This is a genomic window from Lysobacter sp. CFH 32150 (genome assembly GCF_022758295.1).
Taxonomy (GTDB): Bacteria; Pseudomonadota; Gammaproteobacteria; order Xanthomonadales; family Xanthomonadaceae; genus CFH-32150.
The window spans coordinates 401,795-419,156 of the sequence record NZ_JALDWJ010000001.1; the positions used below are offsets into that span (position 1 = coordinate 401,795).

Here is a 17,362-nt window from a genome sequence, read left to right on the forward strand (position 1 = left end):
CACCTGTGGGAGCGACGTAAGTCGCGATCTTCGCTGCATGGAGGGAAGCGATCGCGACTTACGTCGCTCCCACAGGAAGCTCCCACAGAAGCCCTCGCCTTATGCCGGCTTCCAATCCGCGGCGGGAAGTGTGTTCACCATCCACGGCACGCCGAACCGGTCGACCAGGGCGCCGTAACCCGGCGACCAGAAGGTCTCGGCGAAATCCATCACCACCTTGCCGCCTTCCTTCAGCGCATCGAACCAGCGTCGTGCCTGGTCGGCGTCTTCGGTATGCAGGGTGACGTCGAAGCCGTTCTTGGGCTTGTCGATATTGGGCGCCCACTCCTTGTCCATGTCCGCGCCCATCAATGCCTGGTTGCCGACTTCGAGCCAGCAATGCATCAGCCAATCCTTGTACTTCGGATCGGTGATCGGCATGTCCGGTGGTGCCTCGCTGTAGGGATGGGCGGCGGTGATCTTGCCGCCCAGTACTTTCGCGTAGAACTCGAACGCCTCGCGACACTGGCCGCGGAAGCTGAGACTGGTCACGATCTTCAAGACGAATCCTCCTTTGCATTTGCAGCGGCACGGCCAGCAGCCGAGCGGGTGCGCAGGCTGCCATACCGCTGTTCAAGGCCGCATGACGACGACGTGTGCAAGACTCTGCGTCGTCCCTGTCACGCGACCATGCCCATGCCACTGCCATCGCCGTTGTCCGAGCCTGTGCTGCTGCTCGACGAGACCCGCGCCCGTCGCAACCTCCAACGCATGGCCGAGCGTGCGACTGCTGCAGGGGTTCGCCTTCGTCCGCATTTCAAGACGCACCAGAGCCATGCGGTCGGGCGTTGGTGCCGTGGGCTCGGAGTCGAGGCGATCACCGTCTCCTCGCTGGCGATGGCGGAATATTTCGCCGCCGACGGCTGGCGCGACATCACGTTGGCCTTTCCCTTCCATCCCGGCATGCGGGATCGGGTCGAGGCGCTGGCCGGGCGCATCGCATTCGGCATCGTGCTGGCCGATCCGCTGGCGCTGGACGGCGTGCGGTTCTCCGCGCGGGTGGACGTATGGTTGAAGATCGATGTCGGCAGCCATCGCACCGGCTTCGCGCCCGAGGACATTGACGGCCTGCGCGCGCTCGCCGCGACGCTGACCGGAAGGAACGACATCCGCCTGCGTGGCCTGCTCGCCCATGCCGGCCACAGCTACGATGCGCGCGGCGTCGGAGAAATCGCCGCCGTGCGTAACGACACCCTGGCGCTGCTCGGCCGCTTGCGCGAGGAATTGGCCGCCGTCTCCGGCCCGCTGGAGCTTTCCGTAGGCGATACGCCCACCTGTTCCACTGCCGACGCCTTTCCGGGCGTAGATGAGATCCGTCCGGGCAACTACGTCTTCTACGATCTGTCGCAGTGGCGGATCGGCGCCTGCGGCGTGGAGGACATCGCCGTGGCCATGGCCTGCCCCGTGGCGGCGCGCCACCCCGCGCGCGGCGAGTTGGTGGTCCATGGCGGTGCGGTGCATTTCTCCAAGGACGTGATGCAACTCGACGGGCAGCGCATCTTCGGCCTGGCGGTGGAAGCAACGCCCGAGGGTTGGGGTGCGCTCCGCCCCGATATTCGACTGGTCGGGCTGTCGCAGGAGCACGGCATCGTCGCCGCGCCCGCCGATGTGATCGCCCGCGTCCGCCCCGGCGACACGCTGCTGTTCCTGCCGGTGCATTCGTGCCTGACCGCGGACGCCATGGGGCGCTATCTCACGCTGACAGGCGAATCCGTCGGCATGATGGGATAGCGATCCAAGGTCGAACCTGCATCAGCCGGCGATGTAACCCACCAAGCGGTCGGCCAGTTCTTTAGGGTGGCTGAGCGCAACGCAGTGGCAGCCGGGGATCTCGTCGGGGGTGATGCCCAGGCGCTCTGCCGCAAGCCGGCGCAAGAAGTCGGGCGGGAAAAGGTGGTCGTCCTTGCACAGCACAAATTTCGTCGGCACGTCCGGCCACGCATCGAGCGGCCACGGCGTACGCCAGGCTGTCGATGACTCCTCACGTGCCCTGCGCAACGCCTCCTCAGCCAAGGCACGCGGCACACCGTTGTAATAGCTGACGAACGGGTCATCGCTGCCGGTCTTGCCGCCATCGCGCTCGGCCTGTTCCTTCGCGGCCTGGCTGTAGCCGGTGTTGCTCCACCAGTCCTCCGGGGTTTCCCCCGGGGACGGAATCATTGCAGCCAGCAGAACCAGTACGTCGACCGGGAGCCGATCGGCCACCAGCGGTGCGGTGAAGCCACCGTACGACTGGCCGACCACGACCAGGTCCCTTCGCCCGCCGACAGCCTCGACCACGGCGTCTGCGTACTCAATCAGGCCTGCGGAGTCGTCGTCGCAAGGCAGGTCGGGAGCGACCACATCGTGCCCGCGCGAACGCAACTCTGCTTCCAGCAGATGCCAGTACCAGCCGACGTCTCCGCCGCCGTGGATCAACACGAAAGTCGTCATGTCGGCGAATCCTTGCACTCGAGGTCGCTATTCGGCCGAAGAACGTATCAGGAACAATTTGTCCCGTCAGAACACTGTCCCTGACACTTTTTCCTCACGGTACAGCTACATCCCCTCCGCAAAAGGGGTCAGAGAACATATCCAATTCAAACAGAAATGTTCTCTGACCCCTTATTGCCGGCTCGGATTACCCGCGCAGCAGGATCACCGGTAGCGCGACCAGGCCCAACAGGAAGAGGATGGCCAGCACCGTCAGTACGACGCGAGCGGGCTCGGCACGCAGCACCATCCAGAACGTCTCCGCGGTGCCTGCGCGCTTGGCGGCGGCGTACTCGGCCCGGGCTCGGGTTTGTCGCTGGCCCTGGTAGTCGGCCATCAGGCGCTTGGCCTCCCCGATCGCCGCATCTTCCGTCACCCAGATGCCACCGGCCGAAATGCCCCACATGCTCGGCGTGGTTTCGTAGAACGCGATCCCGTGTGCGTCGAGCATGGCGCGCACGTCGTCGGCTTCGTCATCGGGCACGTTGCGCAGGTTCAGCAGTAGTTTGGACATGGCCTGATCATAGCGGGACGGTCAACCAGACATGCGGTGCAATCCCCTTCGGATAGCCCGTAGGGCGGGCCCAGGCCGGAACCTGACCCCTTTACTCGTCTTACTTGCAGCCATCTTTCATGGCTCATGACGTCAAGTGGCGATGTCGACGTCCAAGTCGACACCGCCACTCGAAAATCACTTCAGCTCAGATGTCCATGCCTGGACAACGTTGAGTTTCAAGGGATCTGACAGTCCGGACAAATCGCTCTGCAGGTGCATGTGGTGGGGTTCCATGTGCCACCGTTGATGTCGCACTGCTGCTCGGCGTTCACGGGACAGGAAGGCGGCGGCGGCGGGGGTGGAAGCGGAGCCGCCTCGAAGTCGCGCCGGTCGTCGAACAGTTGCGCCCAGCGCCCATCGAAGCCGCCGTTCTGCGGGAGGTACCAGGCGCCCAGCAACCAGATGCCGGCTTCGTAATGTTCACTGGCGTTCAAAACACCGGAATGGACGAAGAAATCGTGCTGGCGCCAGTAATTCCCGAGCGAGCCGGCATCGCCGCTGGCATCGGCACGATTGCGGTTGAAGCTGTCGCGACCCGCGCCGCTGTAGCCACCGAAGTCGTCGGAGCCGGATGTGTAGTCGTCGGCATTTTCTTCGGCCGAATAGGCACCCCAGAACCACGCCTTCGCTATCACGCCTTCGCGATCCTGGCTGGCGTCGTACGCATCCCGCGAGCCCAGGTAGAACCGTTGCAGACCCGCCGGCACTTCGGTCACGCCGGCTTCGTTCACGATCGCGCTCTCGAGCAACACATCCTCCGTGGCCTTGTCGGTCCAACTGGTCCACCACGTCGAACCGCTCCATTGCGTGGCGAACACATCGGCCAGGTCCTGCAGCTCGTATGTGATGCGCTTGACGTTCGACCACGACGTCTGGCTGTTGCGTCGGGAGGCAAGCGACGAGGCACTGGAATAGCTGATCGCTTTCGCGTTCCACGCCGTCACCGCCGCCGAGGAGGTCTCCGGCACCCAGACGTAGTGCACGTTCTTGTCGTCATCATTGGTGACGTCGACGTCGGCCGTGCCATTCGCCGCAACGCTGGCGCTGATCGTGCTGTAGGAGTCCTGCACGAAATGCAACTCGTGGGCATGCGTGCTGCCCCATCCGGTGTCCTCGTCCGCCTGCCAGAGCAGGACATGCTTGCCACTGGCAACCTGCATGAACTTGAGATCCGAGCTGCCGTTTCTACGCAGGACGTGGTCCTTATGGCTGGTCACGGTGACGTGGCCGACGTACTCGCCCGTCCCGCCGGGAGTGCCGGTCACGGCGCGGACCGATATCTCGACGCGCTCCCAGTCGTGGATGTCGCTGGCCATTTTGTCCACGGGGTGGAACACGTGATACAGCAGCAGCAGTCCCTTGCGGGTGCCGTCCTGGTACTCGACCAGGGAGGAGTACAAGGTCGGGCGGATGCGCCAGTTCTGGTAAGCGCCCGAGCCGGCCGCGCCTGCGGCGACGTAGCTCGACAACAGATTGGCCCACGTATATCGGTTGTTGGAGAAGTTCCCGTCGCGGTCGAAGTCGTAATTGGAAATCCAGTCGCGACCCGGCTTGCCGCTGTCTTCCTCGGCACGCTGCAGGATGACCGGCGCGTAATAGTTCAGATAGGCCTGGCGCTGCGCCTGGGTAAGCACCTGCGCCTGTGCCGAATTGGGGACGAGACCCGCCCCCAACAGCAGCAACAGCGCGCACAGAAGAAATCCCCTCACATTCACGAACCGTGACTCACGCGGAACATCGTTGATCCATTGCATATCGAGCTCCTTTAATCATTCCATTTGAGTGTCTTTGACTTCAGTCATTCCATTTCGAGCGTCTTCAACTTTGCTATCACAAGGAACGGTGCCAGAGACACTTCTGGAAAATGTCTCTGGCACCGCTTTTCGCACAAAAAAGCTGCAACGTGGCGAACACTAACGACAGGTCATCCGCAGCGTGCGAGTGACCTTACCCACCCCTGATCTCACAGAGCGCGACTGCCACCTCGCCGTCGGAAAGCGCACCGCACCGCGCCCGTCGTTGGGCCAGCGGACAAAGGGGTCAGAGAACATATCCAATTCAAACGGAAATGTTCTCTGACCCTTACTGTTCCTACTGTTCCTCAGGTGAACCGCGATTGCGCCGCATGAGGATCGCGTGTTGATGGGTATCGCTTTCGGCTCACCCCATCCTACGAACTAGAGATTTCTGGCAAAGCGCAGACCGCTCAACTCCAAGGCGGTCACGCTTCCGCTGCCATTTCTGACGAACTGCACCACCCCCATTTCACTGGTGAAACGATCCTGGTAGGCGGGGTGCGGTAACAACTCCCAATCGCCACGCCGGAAATGATGGATGCGTAGCTTGCCGTCCTTCGCATCCACCTTGTATGCGGTGGTCAGCTCTTCGCTGTAATAGGCACCGCTGTAAGCATCCAACCGGTTCGGCAAAAAAGTGGCGACCTTCTCGCCCTTCACCGATCGGAACGTAAGCGAATACGCGTTGTCGCCTTGCTCTTTCGCGAAAGAGATCGGTGTGCGAAACGCGGGCACCCAGAACTCCGAATCCGATTTCGCTTCGGCCGGAACCGCATCCTCGCCGAGGTACTGCACCATCAAGCGCCCGTCCGCCAGCGCGATCGTGATGGCGTCTTCATTCCAGCGATAGGTGCCGGCGTAGCGTTTCAGCACAGCCGGATCGGCTTTCACCGTCGGGGCGTCCTTGATCGTTCCGGCCTTCCCTGCTGGTTCGGTGCTTTCTTTCAGAAACAGCGCAGCGACCTGCGGCACTTTCTTCCCGTTCATATCGTTGTCGCCGGTATTGCTCAAGGCGATGATCGAAAGGCGCAGACCGGGATAGTTCCGGATATTGGCGCGATAGCCGCCCCAGGCTCCGGTATGGAAGACCATGTCCTGACCGCGGTCCTGGCCCAGCATCAGGCCGAAACCATAGGGCACCTCCTTGCCATCGCCGAGCCTGCCCGGCTCCACCATCCTGGTGTACACCGGATCCTTGGCGGCGAGCCGTTCGTTGAAGTGGATCGCCCATTTGCTCAGGTCCCGCAGTGTGGACAACATATAAACGCCGCTGTTCTGCTGAATGTCCTTGTGGAACCCATCCTCTTTGCGCGAATAAGGCGCAGCGGGATTCATCACGATCCTGGTGCGGTCATCCACGAAGAAGGTCGAGTTCATGCCAATGGGCTTGAAGACATTCTCCGTCGCCCACGCCGGGAAGGATTTGCCGGTGACCGCGGCGACGATCGCCTGCAGCAGGACGTACTCTGTATTGCTGTAGGAATAACGAGTGCCTGGCGCGAAAGCCGGCGCTTTCAACGAAATGGCCACCTGCATGCAATCGTCGTAGGTGAAAGTGTCGTTCCAGCGCCATCCCGCCGTGCCCAGAACGTCGTAGCAGTCGCGGATACCACTGGTGTGATGCAGCAGTTGCCTCACCGTGATTTTTTCTTTGCCGAACGCCGGCACTGCCGGTACGTATGTCCGGATGTCCTGGTCGAGGTCCACTTTTCCATCCTGCACCAGCAACGAGATGGCCAAGCCGGTGAACTGCTTCGACAGAGAAGCGGTGTTGAAGGCGGTCTCGGGTGTGAACGGCACTTCATACTCCAGGCTGGCCAGGCCATAGCCTTTCTGGAAGACCACTTTTCCGTTTTCAACGATGGCAACGGCATAGCCCGGCGCCTTCGTATCGTCGGGACTTTGGAAGATCGGGTCGATCTTGGAAACCAAGCCCCCATCCTGGGCAGCACTGACGGGCGACCCGGCGACCGCCAGGAGGACGAATACGAGCAAGTTCGCTTTCTTCATGCCTTGAGCCTCGTTTGGTGGGGCGTATTGGCCGCCCATAGTCGGTAAAGCAGGAGCCTGGACCTTTAAACCCGATGTCCCCGCGGAGATGCGCGACGATGCCGACGGTTTAGTTGCCGGTTCGACCGACCAACCTGCACGAAGTTCTGCCATTCCAATGAAGCTGATCCACCTTCCCGAATCCTGCAAACGAGCGTAGCCCAGGACTCTTCATAACCTGCGACAAAGGGGTCAGAGAACATATCCAATTCAAACGGAAATTTACTCTGGCCCCTTTTTCTCTTAAACAAATTGCGGATTCCGGAATCCAGGTTTCGTCTTCGCGAAGGCGCGTCGGACATTCGTGAACCCGATTGCCACCTTCGCGACGCCGGTTTTTGCATTCCGTGCGTGCGCCGGGGCGACTGCATCAACAGACGAACTTGATGATCAGGCGCCGACTGCATGATCAGGCGGCTTTCGACCCATAGCGGACATCAGGCCACACGCGAGCGTACTTGGCGTCTCTCTCGGGCGTAGCCACTCGGGGATCGACCCACGTAGCGAGTGAAGGCAGTACTGAACGTGCTCGCCGACGAATAGCCCACGCGCTCGGCTACCTTCTCGATCACCAGGTCCTGACGATCGAGGATGTCCTTCGCGATCGCCATCCGCCAGGCGAGCAGATACTCCATCGGCGGCATGCCGACCGCACGAGTGAAGCGTTGGAAATAGGCCGACCTCGACAGCGCAGCGGCCTTTGCCAACTGCTCCACCGTCCAAGCGCGAGATGGGTCGCGGTGCATCTCCCGGATCGACAGGGCCAGACGCTCGTCCGCGAGGCCGCGTAGCAGACCTGCCGGCGCAGCGTCGCCCGGTGCTGCGCGCAAGGCTTCGATAAGCAGAACCTCGACCAGCCGGGTCAGGATGAGGTCGCGCCCCGACCTCGTTTGCATGGCTTCCTCGCGCACGAGCCGCACCAGCACGCCGAAGCGATCCTCGCCTCGGACGTGGATGACCGGTGGGAGCAGCGCCACCAGCAGCGCCGTGTCTGGCGAATCGAAGACGAAATAGCCGCCCAGCATGCGCACGTCGGGCTCCCCCTCGATGGAGCCATGACGCAATTCATGGCCTTGGTCCGCGATGGCGGCGGGATCGACCTGCTGCGGCTCCACGGACTCGAACCCGGACAGGACAAATCCCGGTGTCGCGGGCAGGAACACGAAGTCGCCTGCCTCCAGACGCAGTGGATCCGCGCCATCGACCTGCAGAAGGCAGGCGCCGTCGGTCACCACACAAAACCCAGGGTGCCCGAATGGCGCATAGCGGACACCCCAGCGCCCGGCGCCGGAAATGCTCTTGCCCATGACCCGGGCGGGTCGAAGCAGGATGATCAGCTCGGCGAGGGGGTCGGTCATGGCAGGACTATGGCCAATGTTATGTGGACTCTACAACATCGATAGTCCGGAATTGCATGCCTATCGTGGTCGCACCTACCAACCACGGAGTCCCCGCAATGAAGACCGTTCTGATCACTGGCAGTTCCTCCGGCTACGGGCTCGAAACCGCCCGTTACTTCCACGATCGCGGGTGGAATGTCATCGCCACGATGCGCCGCCCGAATCCCGACCTCCTGCCCGCGTCCGACCGCATCAAGCTGGTCGCGCTGGATGTCACCGATGCCGACAGCATCGCCCGCGCCATCGAGGAGGCCGGCCCGGTCGATGTTCTCGTCAACAACGCGGGCATCGGCGTCGTCGGCGCCTTCGAGGCCACGTCGATGCAAACGGTGCGCGAGGTGTTCGAAACCAACACGTTCGGCACGATGGCGATCGTGCAGGCGGTGATTCCGCAGATGCGCGAGCGCCGGGCGGGCACGATCGTGAATGTCACCTCGAGCGTCACTTTGGCCAGCATGCCGCTCGCTGCCGCCTACACGGGGAGCAAGACGGCGGTCGAAGGTTTCACCGGCTCCCTGGCGCACGAACTGGGCGCGTTTGGCATCCGGGTCAAGCTGGTCGAACCCGGCTACGGCCCGACCACGCGGTTCGCCGAGAACGGGGCCGAGCGCATGAATGGTCTTATCCCGGATACCTATGCGGACTACGCCCGCCCGATCTTTGAGGCCTTCGCCCGTCCGCAGGCGACCACGCGACCCGAGGATGTGGCCGAGGCGGTCTGGCAGGCCGCGCACGACGGCTCCGACCAGTTCCATTTCCCCGCTGGAGCCGATGCCGTCGCATTGGCAGGGCCGCGGTGAATACGCCGGCACGATTGCCCCGGTCTGGAAGGCGACAGCGGCGCTGGATGCCGGTCCTCGGGTTGCTCCTGGCAGCGGTGCTCGTCGCCGCTGCCTTGGGGGCGTCGGGGCATTCCCGCGAAGCCCCGATACGACCGCTTACTCCCTTCAGCCTGGAGGTGGTTCGCCAACATTCCGACGCAGCATCCGGCGCGGACCAGTCCGTGGCCCTGGTGCTCGGCGGCGGTGGGTTGCGTGGCTTCGCCCACATCGGCGTGCTGCGCGCGCTTGAGGAGCGCGGGATCCGGCCAGACATCGTGGTCGGCACCTCGGCAGGTGCCCTGGTCGGTGCCGCCTATGCCAGCGGCGTTACCGTCGAACAACTGGAAGCTGCAGCAATGGACATCGACGTGCCCGCGCTGATCGACTGGACGCTAGACGAAGGCGGCTTGATGCGCGGCGACGAGATTGCACGTTGGGTGGATGGCGCGACCCGGGGACGACCGATCGAGGATTTCCCTGTGCGCTTCGGTGCGGTCGCGACCGATCTCGACAGCGGTGACGCTGTTCTACTTGCGGTGGGTGCGCCTGGGGATGCCGTCCGCGCTTCGGCGGCTGTACCGGGTGCGACCGTGCCGGTGGCCTATCCCGGTGGTCATTTGGTCGACGGCGGCGTCAGCAGCCTGGTGCCGGTGCGCTTTGCACACGCGATGGGTGCGCGTGTCGTCATCGCGGTGGACATCTACTGCAATGCCGACGAGTTCACGGCGTTATCAGCCCCGGGCGTGCTCCGGCGCTCCATGCGCCTGCAAACATGCCTGTTGGCGGATTCGGAATTGAGTGAAGCCGACATCGTCATCCGGGCAGATGTGCCAATGCCGAAGATGTCCGAGGCAAGTTCCAGGCAAATGGCAATGGATGCGGGTTATGAGGCTGCCAGTGCGGTCTTGAACAAGCATGACGGAGCTTCATTGAGGGCATCATTGGACTTTCAGGACTAGCGCCGGCTTCTGGCCGATAGCAGCCGCTAACTCAGTGACTGCTATTGGCCGGGAGCCGACATTGAACTAGACGTCTGCTTCCGACCCAAAGCGGACATGTCGAACTGGGCATATAGCCAATGGGCGCCTCGGGCTCGACAATGAGCGTTCCTGACAACGGATGTTGCAAATGCGCCATGCTGCCTTTCTCCTTCTATTGACCTCGTTCGGCGCCAACGCAGTCGTCATCCGTGACGACGTCCCGGACCTGCAGTATCGGATGGCTGTATCCGACTTCCCGGCGCTGGCGGATGTTCCTGGCGAGGGTCATGGGGTCCTCATCGCGCCCCAGTGGGTTGTTACGGCTGCCCACGCGGTCAGCTGGCAGCACTCGGTGGATGTGGTCGTTGTCGGTGGCACTCCCCGGGCCGTCAGCCGCGTCGTCATCCATCCGGGCTACAAGAAGGCGCCCCAGACGATGATCGACGCCGCGATGAAGTCGGGCGATTGGGCGGATTACTTCGACTTCACCGCGTCGTCCGACGACATCGCGTTGATCCAGCTCGCCGAGCCGGTTCGCGACGTTGCACCTGCACGGATCTACAACGGCTCGGCATTGGGAAAGAGCGTTCGGATCATGGGGCGGGGAGCCACGGGAACCGGCTCGAAGGGACACCATCTGCACGGCCCAAACCGGACCGACCTGCGCCATGGCTACAACGAGATCACTGTCTCGGGAGGCAGATGGGTCGGATACACCTTCGACAAGCCGCCGAACGCGCTCCCCCTCGAGGCGACGACCGGTAGTGGGGACAGCGGCGGGCCGATCCTGGTCGCCGTGGACAATGAGTGGCACGTTGCAGGTATCGCTGCATGGAAGCGTGCCGAGGTCAACGGCACGGAAATCTACCCAGGCAGGTACGGGGAGACCAGTTACGGCGTGCGGCTGGGCCACTACGCCGACTGGATCGAAACGACCACGACGACGGTCACTGCTGCCGGGAAGTCGCGCTGAGCATCGACACCGGTAGCGGAAGATCTCGACCAAACGGCGCCGCTCCCCGGCGCGGCGCAACTCAGGTGTCAGGACCGTAGGCTGGGTTGGCTCTATCAACCCAGCATCCCAAGCCGTCAAGCGCTGGGTTGATAGAGCCGACCCAGCCTACGAACTTAATTGGACAAAATTTGTCCATCGGCCGGGAAAATAAGCCGGCGCTCCGGTGTTGGAACTCGGGCGATGTCCGGAATTCGTCCATACGCCGGCAAAACCACTCGGCGTTCGGAGCGAATGTCTCGACACTTCGGGCCAATGTCTCCGTGGCCCACGCAAATTGCCCGGCGCTCGGCGTGTCTTGCTCGGCCGCTCAACAAAAAAGCCCCGCGAGCGGGGCTTTTTTGTCGGAACGTCGGGCGTTTCAGCCGGCGGTCGCGGTTTCAGCCTTGCGGGTGGTGCGGGAGAAGCGCGAGGACAGTTCCTTGCGCAGGCCGTCCAGGCCCTGGTTCTTGCCCGACACCTTGAGCAGGCCGTAGCCCTCCAGCGCCACGTCCATGACGTCGCTGCCGAGCGCGATCTCGGTATCCGCGCCGCGTTCGGCCAGGCGCTGCAGGCGATCGAGCACCGGACGCAGCCGGTCGAGCGCGCGCAGGTCCGACTGCGCCTCGGCGAGAGGCAAACTCGGCGGCACGATCTGCGGGTTCTGCGCCAGCACGCTCAGCGCCTGCCGACAGAACACCTCCGACTTCTGCCCCATCTTGGTCAACCGCCGGCGGTCCTCCGCCTCCAGCGAGATCAACCCGGCCAACGCCCCTTCCAGTTCGGTCAACGCCTCGAGCGCGATGGTGATCTGCCCATCGGACAACTCCAGCGAAATGATGTTTTGCGTCACTGCAAACTCCTTTGCATTCCTTGTTTGAAAAACCCGGCATCTGCCGGGCGGTCCTTGCTCCGCCGCGTTCCGTGCTGGCGGGTGTTGCGTGCCGACGGGGCGGCGATGGAGCGGTTGGAGTTTGGCAAAGGTGATGGGAGTTTGGGAAGTCGTAGGTGGCTCAAGCCTGCTCTACGCGTCGTTTCGGGCCTGAAGCGAATCGGACAGTACGACTTCGTACAGATGCAGCCGGATTCGCATCAGTGATCCCATCAGGGCGGCGGAATACGCAAGTAGCAAGAACATCGCAAGAAGGATCTGCCAACTAGGCACCTTATTAATGTCTTTAATTGCATTGATCTGAATCGTCATCGCCACCAAAACGGGTAGGACTCCAAGCTTGTCAAGGCTGCCGGCAAGAAAACTCAGCTTCGCAGCCAAACGCGCCTGGCCCACCTGGGCAAACCGAAGGTGTTCAACCACGAAGGGCGTTGGGATACGGGATAGCCACTCTTGCAGCGTATTGAACTGCGTGAAGTCGTGATCTAACTGCTCGACCATCTCTGCCTTCCATCGCAAAAACGATCTCAGAATGAGCCATACGCCGCGAACTATGCTGGGCAGCAGGACGATCCATGCAATCCAGACGCCCCAGCGCGCCATATGGACCATCCACATCGCCGGCTCGAAAATCTTGATCAGAAGCATGGGCACCATCGCTATTACTGCGCTCAGCAACCCAACGGTGTTCAAAACGAATATCCAGCGCGGCGTGTTCAGAGCACTGACCGGCCCCTCAGGCAGCTCTTGAATGCGCCTTTCGAGTTCAGTAAATGTGAGCCTAGTGCCATTTGCTTCGGTCATTTAGCAGCTCCATTGGTCGCAAGACTGACATCCCTGACGATAACGTCGGATCGATCTCCAAGCGGGCACGCGCCGATTGGCTATCCTCAATAAAGGAATCCGCCCCCCTTTCCCTTTACTCTCCCGCTTCCCGTTGGCCGGCGCTGCATGCGACGCATGCTCTAAAGTTGTCGGACTACAAAACGATCGAGGTGGCTCGTGGATCACAAGCAGGACTAGTGGCGACGCCGATCCTTCCCCTGCCCGTCATCCCACCCGGGCTCAGTGACGCGGCTACGAGACGAGCTCTTGTGCCCTTCGTCGGCGCAGGTGTCTCGCGACTGGCCGGGTGCCCCAGCTGGGTACAGTTCGCGGACCGGGCACTCGATTCCTTGGTCACGCAAGGCATCCTCAGCCCGGCCCAGCGCTCCCAGCTCTCCGGTCTGTCACCGCGGATCAAACTGTCCGTCGCCCAGTTCACAGCGGCCGAGAAAGGGGTGAAGGTCAAGTTCCGCGAAATCCTGCAAAAGGCCAACTGGAGTGCCGACTCCGATGGTCGAAGGATCTACTCAACGATCTCTGCGCTGGGAGAACGTTTTGTTACTACCAACTACGACGAGTGGCTAGATGTGGTACTCCCACCGTTCGACTCCGAGGTGGAAGGGACAGCTACCACCTACACCACGCAGGAGTTAACTCGCCGAACCATCCTTCATGCACCAACAGATCTTACCGCCGACAAGTTTCGGGAATCAGATTGCGTCGTTCATCTTCACGGAATAATCGGTGACCCGGCTGGCATGGTGATGACGACGAGCGACTACGTCGGTCGTTATGCAAATGACCGCCACCGGGATGATGAAGAGAATCAAGTACTGACCTTCCTCGAAAACCTGTTCCAGAACAAGACGGTTCTTTTTCTCGGGTACGGCTTGGAAGAGTTGGAAATTCTTGAATACATCATCATGAAGGCGCGTGCGTCCGGTCGCCAAAACGAAGCTAGCCACTACATGGTTCAAGGCTTTTTTTCGTTTGAGACCGAGTTGTGTAATGCCATGCAGACGTACTTCCTGAAGGAATGTGGGGTCGAGCTGATTCCCTATCTCCGGGATGAGAACGATTGGCGCCAACTGATTTTCGTTTTGGAGCACTTCGCTAGAGGCCTGCCCATGAATGACAAGCTGGTGGCACAGGAGCTCTTTGAGATGAAGGACTTGCTTCGTGGCTGAACTAAGCGCCAACAAGAAGTCATTTGTCGTCTACATGCGGCAGAGTGATTTGCACGCTGCGCGCGGGTTCGATCTTTTGATCAATTCTGACGCGCCGGAAGCGCTCTTTGACGAATTGAATGGGGCAGGCCTATTTGACCCCGACAAGAACCCGCGCCCTCAACCCGCCGAACAGGTCGGCTTCTTCCGAATCCCACCCTGGGTAGCGCTTGGATACCTGACGCTTGTTGCAAAGAAGGCGGGTGGCTCTAACGACGTTGAGCTTGGCGAAAAGCTAATGTCAGTGGTGCGTAGGATCACTGCTTATCGCGACGCGTCAGGCCAAGCCATTGATAACTATCACACCTACAGCGCATGTGCTGAGATCGTTGGCAGTGTGCCCATGCAGTGTGTCCGCTCGGAAGACCTTGAAATGACCGAGCAGTGGCTTTCCTCACGCTGGGGAAACGATACAGTCATGACCGTGTTGGACAAACACATTTTTCAACGCTTCCTCGCTGCAGATGTGTCGGAAAGCGCCAAACTTCTTCCAGCACTTCGACACTGCACTGAGCTCCGGCTTGATCCGTCCGCGGTCAGTGAAAGTCGAAAGCTTAGACCCATCGCAGATGAGTATTGGCTCGAGCAGCTTCTCGCCCACAACGCCGCGGCACTGGGATCCAAATGCGGCCAACCCTGCATCGACTGCCTTTTGGACCGATTACGCTCATTGTTCGCAGACGAGTATGTGTCAACTCACACATGGATGTTCCGCGCTGCGATCGAGAACCACGGGCAGAACGCCAAGTGGGATCACGTCACCAACGCCTTCACCGAAGGGTCCCGTGATGCGCTGAACGCGTGGATTCTGACCGGGGACACAAGCGCGGTCAGATACGTAGAGGAGATGCTCACCAACGATGCGCAGATCATCCGCAGAGTGGGCATCAATGCGGTCCGCGAAAACTGGGAGGCCCTCAGCGCATCGTTTTATTCGACCATAGAGCCTCGTCTATTTGACATCGGCCACCTGCATGAACTTTATCTTTTGCTCAGCGAGAAATTCACTTCATTTTCTCAACCAGCACAGACACGCGTATTGGAAGCGATAGGCCAGCTGGAGGATGAGTCGACCACCGACGAGGATGAGTTGAAGCGCATACGTTACGTTCAGCGGAACTGGCTGCTGGCGCTTGAAGGGAAGGGAAATGCGGTTGCCGATGCAGACCTGGCCCGACTCAACGCGCTGTGCGGCCCGGTTCGAGAACATCCAGATTTGCTCTCGTACCACACGACCAAGTGGGGCTTTGGACCTAGTCCTTTCTCAAAGGAGGAGCTGCTTGCTTTTGCCCGGGACCAATCACTGATCACTCGATTGACAGCTTTCATTCCCGAGAGGACGTTCGGGAACTCGCCTCTAAAGAGCCTGAACGATGCGCTTGTTGGTGTGGTCTCGGAATACCCACTCGAGTTCCTTTGGACCTTGGACACCTCACTTGCAATCGACCGTCGGACTCAGTACGGGATTCTTGCGGGTCTGATCCAAGCTCTGGATACAAAAAAACAAGGCGCAGCAAAGGAGCAACTGGAAATCGTCGCCAGGCTTACCCCGTACGCCAAAGCCGTTGCCGCAGACGAATCGTTCTGGGCAGAGCCGGCGCTGCAACCGGAGGTTTTAGAGCCTACTAAGGACTGGATTCCTCCGAAGCTTGCTGAGCTAGGTAAGACACTTGCGGCTAACGACGAGATTCCCTTGTCTGACTCCCAAAAGGTAATGCTGCTGGAAACTTCTCTTAGCGTTCTCCAGCACTCGGATGGAATCGCACTTTCAGACGATCCGATGACGTCGGCCATTAACAACACGCGTGGAATCTCGTTTGAGAGTCTTCTCCAGCTTTTGCTTCGAACATGTCGAGACGCGGATGCGGCGTCCGGCGGGCATTCAACCGCGTGGATGCCATTTGCACCGATCCTAGAGAATGAGTTGCGAGGCTGTACGGGCCAGAGTTTTGAGGTTTCTACTCTTATCGGATGCTACTTCGCTCAACTTCTCTATGTTGATGAAGGCTGGACCACCTCAAAATTGGACCAAATCTTTCCTCAAGAGCACCCAGAGAATTTTGCTTGTGCCATCTCAGGCCTTTCCTTCACGCCAGTTGGCGCTAAGGTGTACGAGATTCTCCTATCCGCAAATATTCCCGCAAGGGCATTGCGAATGCCGCAGGTTAAGGGCAGCGGTCGGGAGCGCCTGATCGAGCGAATCGCAGTCGCCTACTCGTGGGATCTGGAATCGCTTGACTCAGAAGCTATGGAGTTCATGTTTCAGGAAAGCGCGCTGGACGATCTATCCGAATTGGTATCCACGGTCGCGCGCTGGTCTTCTAGTAGCTTGCAAGAGGATCAACGGCCTCGGGCAACGGCGTTGGCTCGAAAGGCTGTTCAGTTCGGCATGGCAAGCCCCTCCACAAGGCAGAAGATACTTGCGGAGTCGGCGAAGTTCATCGATTACCTCCCGCGAATTTCCGCGGAGGACATGGACTGGCTTCTGCCCGCGGCCCCCTTCGCCTCCTCCTACCATGGTGCGTATGGCTTTGCGGAGTCTCTTGACCGTCTTGCCGCCGAGAGTCCTGAGGAAACAGCGCAGCTGCTTGAGGCGTTCCTAACGCAATATCAGCCCGGTTATGACTATCAAGACCGATTGCAATCGGTGATTCGAAAACTGGATTCTTCTGGACAGCGTCCTGTTGCGCTTAGGGCATTGGATCGTCTTGTGCGAGGCGGTTTGCGGCCGTTCTTGGAGCTCTACGAAGAGCTCGTTTCCCGTAGGTTGAATTAACTAGGCACGGTGCAGAAGCAGAAGCCAGGGCGGCACATCGCGCCGGCATTTTGTGGGTCCCGGTGACTGCTCAAGGCTCTGAACGGCTCGGCCCTTTAAACCCTTTGCTTGAAATCAGCACCCCACTCGCTGGTGCGCTTCGGATAGCACTCACGACACCTACCCCGTCTTTTGCGTGCGCTCGTCCGCTTTTCACTTGGGGGTTTCGTAATGACGCCATTCGCCCGTCGCCTAGCGTTAACCGTTGCCCTCCTCTCGGCCCCGCCCTTCGCGCTGGCCCAGGAGGCGCCCCCTGCCCCGACGGTTGCCAGCGCGCGGACTTACACCCCCGAGGACTTCACCCGCTATGCCCCGCGCAATGCGCTGGACATGCTGGAGCAGGTGCCGGGGTTCGTGATCCGGGAAGCGGTGCAGGAGCGCGGGTGATCTGCTGACGCAGTTGAGTCGGATGCCGACGAGCAGCGTGATGCGGATCGAAATCCTGGATGGCGCGACGCACGTCGTTGTCGCACCGCAGCATTGCAAAACCTGGATGGATC

General features: G+C 60.8%; 15 protein-coding genes. 7 read left to right on the forward strand and 8 right to left on the reverse strand.

Going from position 1 to position 17,362, the window contains the following annotated elements:
- Window positions 1-99 precede the first annotated feature (99 nt).
- Entirely contained in the window at window positions 100-531 is a 432-nt protein-coding gene (locus MO486_RS01845) for a VOC family protein (protein WP_242904595.1), read from the reverse strand.
- A gap of 144 nt (window positions 532-675) precedes the next feature.
- Between MO486_RS01845 and MO486_RS01850 the strand changes: the two genes are divergently transcribed.
- Window positions 676-1,770, forward strand: a complete 1,095-nt coding sequence (locus MO486_RS01850) for an alanine racemase (RefSeq protein WP_255745509.1) — start codon at window positions 676-678, stop codon at window positions 1,768-1,770.
- Window positions 1,771-1,791: 21 nt separating this feature from the next.
- On the opposite strand, the gene MO486_RS01855 is transcribed toward MO486_RS01850, so the two are convergent.
- From MO486_RS01855 to MO486_RS01875, 5 genes are all read right to left on the reverse strand, one after another.
- Window positions 1,792-2,472 (reverse strand): alpha/beta hydrolase, encoded by a 681-nt coding sequence (locus MO486_RS01855; RefSeq protein ID WP_242904122.1) that lies wholly within the window; start codon window positions 2,470-2,472, stop codon window positions 1,792-1,794.
- A 187-nt stretch (window positions 2,473-2,659) separates the two neighbouring features.
- The gene (locus tag MO486_RS01860; RefSeq protein WP_242904123.1) at window positions 2,660-3,025 is read right to left on the reverse strand and encodes a DUF6164 family protein; all 366 of its coding nucleotides are present in this window, start codon (window positions 3,023-3,025) and stop codon (window positions 2,660-2,662) included.
- A gap of 218 nt (window positions 3,026-3,243) precedes the next feature.
- Window positions 3,244-4,821, reverse strand: coding sequence for a hypothetical protein (locus MO486_RS01865; RefSeq protein WP_242904125.1), 1,578 nt, complete (start codon window positions 4,819-4,821; stop codon window positions 3,244-3,246).
- Between the two features lie 423 nt (window positions 4,822-5,244).
- The gene (locus MO486_RS01870; RefSeq protein ID WP_242904127.1) at window positions 5,245-6,873 is read right to left on the reverse strand and encodes a serine hydrolase domain-containing protein; all 1,629 of its coding nucleotides are present in this window, start codon (window positions 6,871-6,873) and stop codon (window positions 5,245-5,247) included.
- 476 nt (window positions 6,874-7,349) lie between these two features.
- Complete coding sequence (locus tag MO486_RS01875; RefSeq protein ID WP_242904129.1) at window positions 7,350-8,270, reverse strand: AraC family transcriptional regulator; 921 nt, start codon at window positions 8,268-8,270, stop codon at window positions 7,350-7,352.
- 98 nt (window positions 8,271-8,368) lie between these two features.
- Between MO486_RS01875 and MO486_RS01880 the strand changes: the two genes are divergently transcribed.
- From MO486_RS01880 to MO486_RS01890, 3 genes are all read left to right on the forward strand, one after another.
- Window positions 8,369-9,112 (forward strand): SDR family oxidoreductase, encoded by a 744-nt coding sequence (locus tag MO486_RS01880; RefSeq protein ID WP_242904131.1) that lies wholly within the window; start codon window positions 8,369-8,371, stop codon window positions 9,110-9,112.
- Window positions 9,113-9,189: 77 nt separating this feature from the next.
- Window positions 9,190-10,092 (forward strand): patatin-like phospholipase family protein, encoded by a 903-nt coding sequence (locus MO486_RS01885; protein WP_242904132.1) that lies wholly within the window; start codon window positions 9,190-9,192, stop codon window positions 10,090-10,092.
- A gap of 169 nt (window positions 10,093-10,261) precedes the next feature.
- Window positions 10,262-11,086, forward strand: coding sequence for a trypsin-like serine protease (locus MO486_RS01890; protein ID WP_242904133.1), 825 nt, complete (start codon window positions 10,262-10,264; stop codon window positions 11,084-11,086).
- Window positions 11,087-11,486: 400 nt separating this feature from the next.
- Here MO486_RS01890 and MO486_RS01895 read toward each other — a convergent pair whose 3' ends face one another.
- Together MO486_RS01895 and MO486_RS01900 are read right to left on the reverse strand one after the other, a co-directional pair.
- On the reverse strand, window positions 11,487-11,957 hold the full coding sequence (locus MO486_RS01895; RefSeq protein ID WP_242904134.1) for a hypothetical protein: 471 nt from the start codon (window positions 11,955-11,957) through the stop codon (window positions 11,487-11,489).
- Window positions 11,958-12,128: 171 nt separating this feature from the next.
- Window positions 12,129-12,800 (reverse strand): hypothetical protein, encoded by a 672-nt coding sequence (locus tag MO486_RS01900; protein WP_242904135.1) that lies wholly within the window; start codon window positions 12,798-12,800, stop codon window positions 12,129-12,131.
- 218 nt (window positions 12,801-13,018) lie between these two features.
- Here MO486_RS01900 and MO486_RS01905 point away from each other — a divergent pair, with 218 nt between their 5' ends.
- The 3 genes from MO486_RS01905 (at window position 13,019) to MO486_RS01915 (ending at window position 17,249) form a co-directional block, all read left to right on the forward strand.
- Window positions 13,019-14,008, forward strand: a complete 990-nt coding sequence (locus MO486_RS01905) for an SIR2 family protein (RefSeq protein ID WP_242904136.1) — start codon at window positions 13,019-13,021, stop codon at window positions 14,006-14,008.
- Window positions 14,001-16,823, forward strand: a complete 2,823-nt coding sequence (locus tag MO486_RS01910; RefSeq protein ID WP_242904138.1) for a hypothetical protein — start codon at window positions 14,001-14,003, stop codon at window positions 16,821-16,823. The genes MO486_RS01905 and MO486_RS01910 overlap by 8 nt, the downstream gene beginning before the upstream one ends.
- Window positions 16,824-17,033: 210 nt before the next feature.
- Window positions 17,034-17,249, forward strand: a complete 216-nt coding sequence (locus MO486_RS01915; RefSeq protein WP_242904139.1) for a hypothetical protein — start codon at window positions 17,034-17,036, stop codon at window positions 17,247-17,249.
- Window positions 17,250-17,362: the final 113 nt, after the last annotated feature.

Bases quoted from the DNA above. Each gene is read 5' to 3' on its own strand.
- MO486_RS01855 (WP_242904122.1), bottom strand. From the start codon at position 2,472: ATGACGACTTTCGTGTTGATCCACGGCGGCGGAGACGTCGGCTGGTAC.
- MO486_RS01900 (WP_242904135.1), bottom strand. From the start codon at position 12,800: ATGACCGAAGCAAATGGCACTAGGCTCACATTTACTGAACTCGAAAGG.
- MO486_RS01915 (WP_242904139.1), top strand. From the start codon at position 17,034: ATGACGCCATTCGCCCGTCGCCTAGCGTTAACCGTTGCCCTCCTCTCG.
- MO486_RS01850 (WP_255745509.1), top strand. From the start codon at position 676: ATGCCACTGCCATCGCCGTTGTCCGAGCCTGTGCTGCTGCTCGACGAG.
- MO486_RS01880 (WP_242904131.1), top strand. From the start codon at position 8,369: ATGAAGACCGTTCTGATCACTGGCAGTTCCTCCGGCTACGGGCTCGAA.
- MO486_RS01865 (WP_242904125.1), bottom strand. From the start codon at position 4,821: ATGCAATGGATCAACGATGTTCCGCGTGAGTCACGGTTCGTGAATGTG.
- MO486_RS01890 (WP_242904133.1), top strand. From the start codon at position 10,262: ATGCGCCATGCTGCCTTTCTCCTTCTATTGACCTCGTTCGGCGCCAAC.
- MO486_RS01875 (WP_242904129.1), bottom strand. From the start codon at position 8,270: ATGACCGACCCCCTCGCCGAGCTGATCATCCTGCTTCGACCCGCCCGG.
- MO486_RS01860 (WP_242904123.1), bottom strand. From the start codon at position 3,025: ATGTCCAAACTACTGCTGAACCTGCGCAACGTGCCCGATGACGAAGCC.
- MO486_RS01870 (WP_242904127.1), bottom strand. From the start codon at position 6,873: ATGAAGAAAGCGAACTTGCTCGTATTCGTCCTCCTGGCGGTCGCCGGG.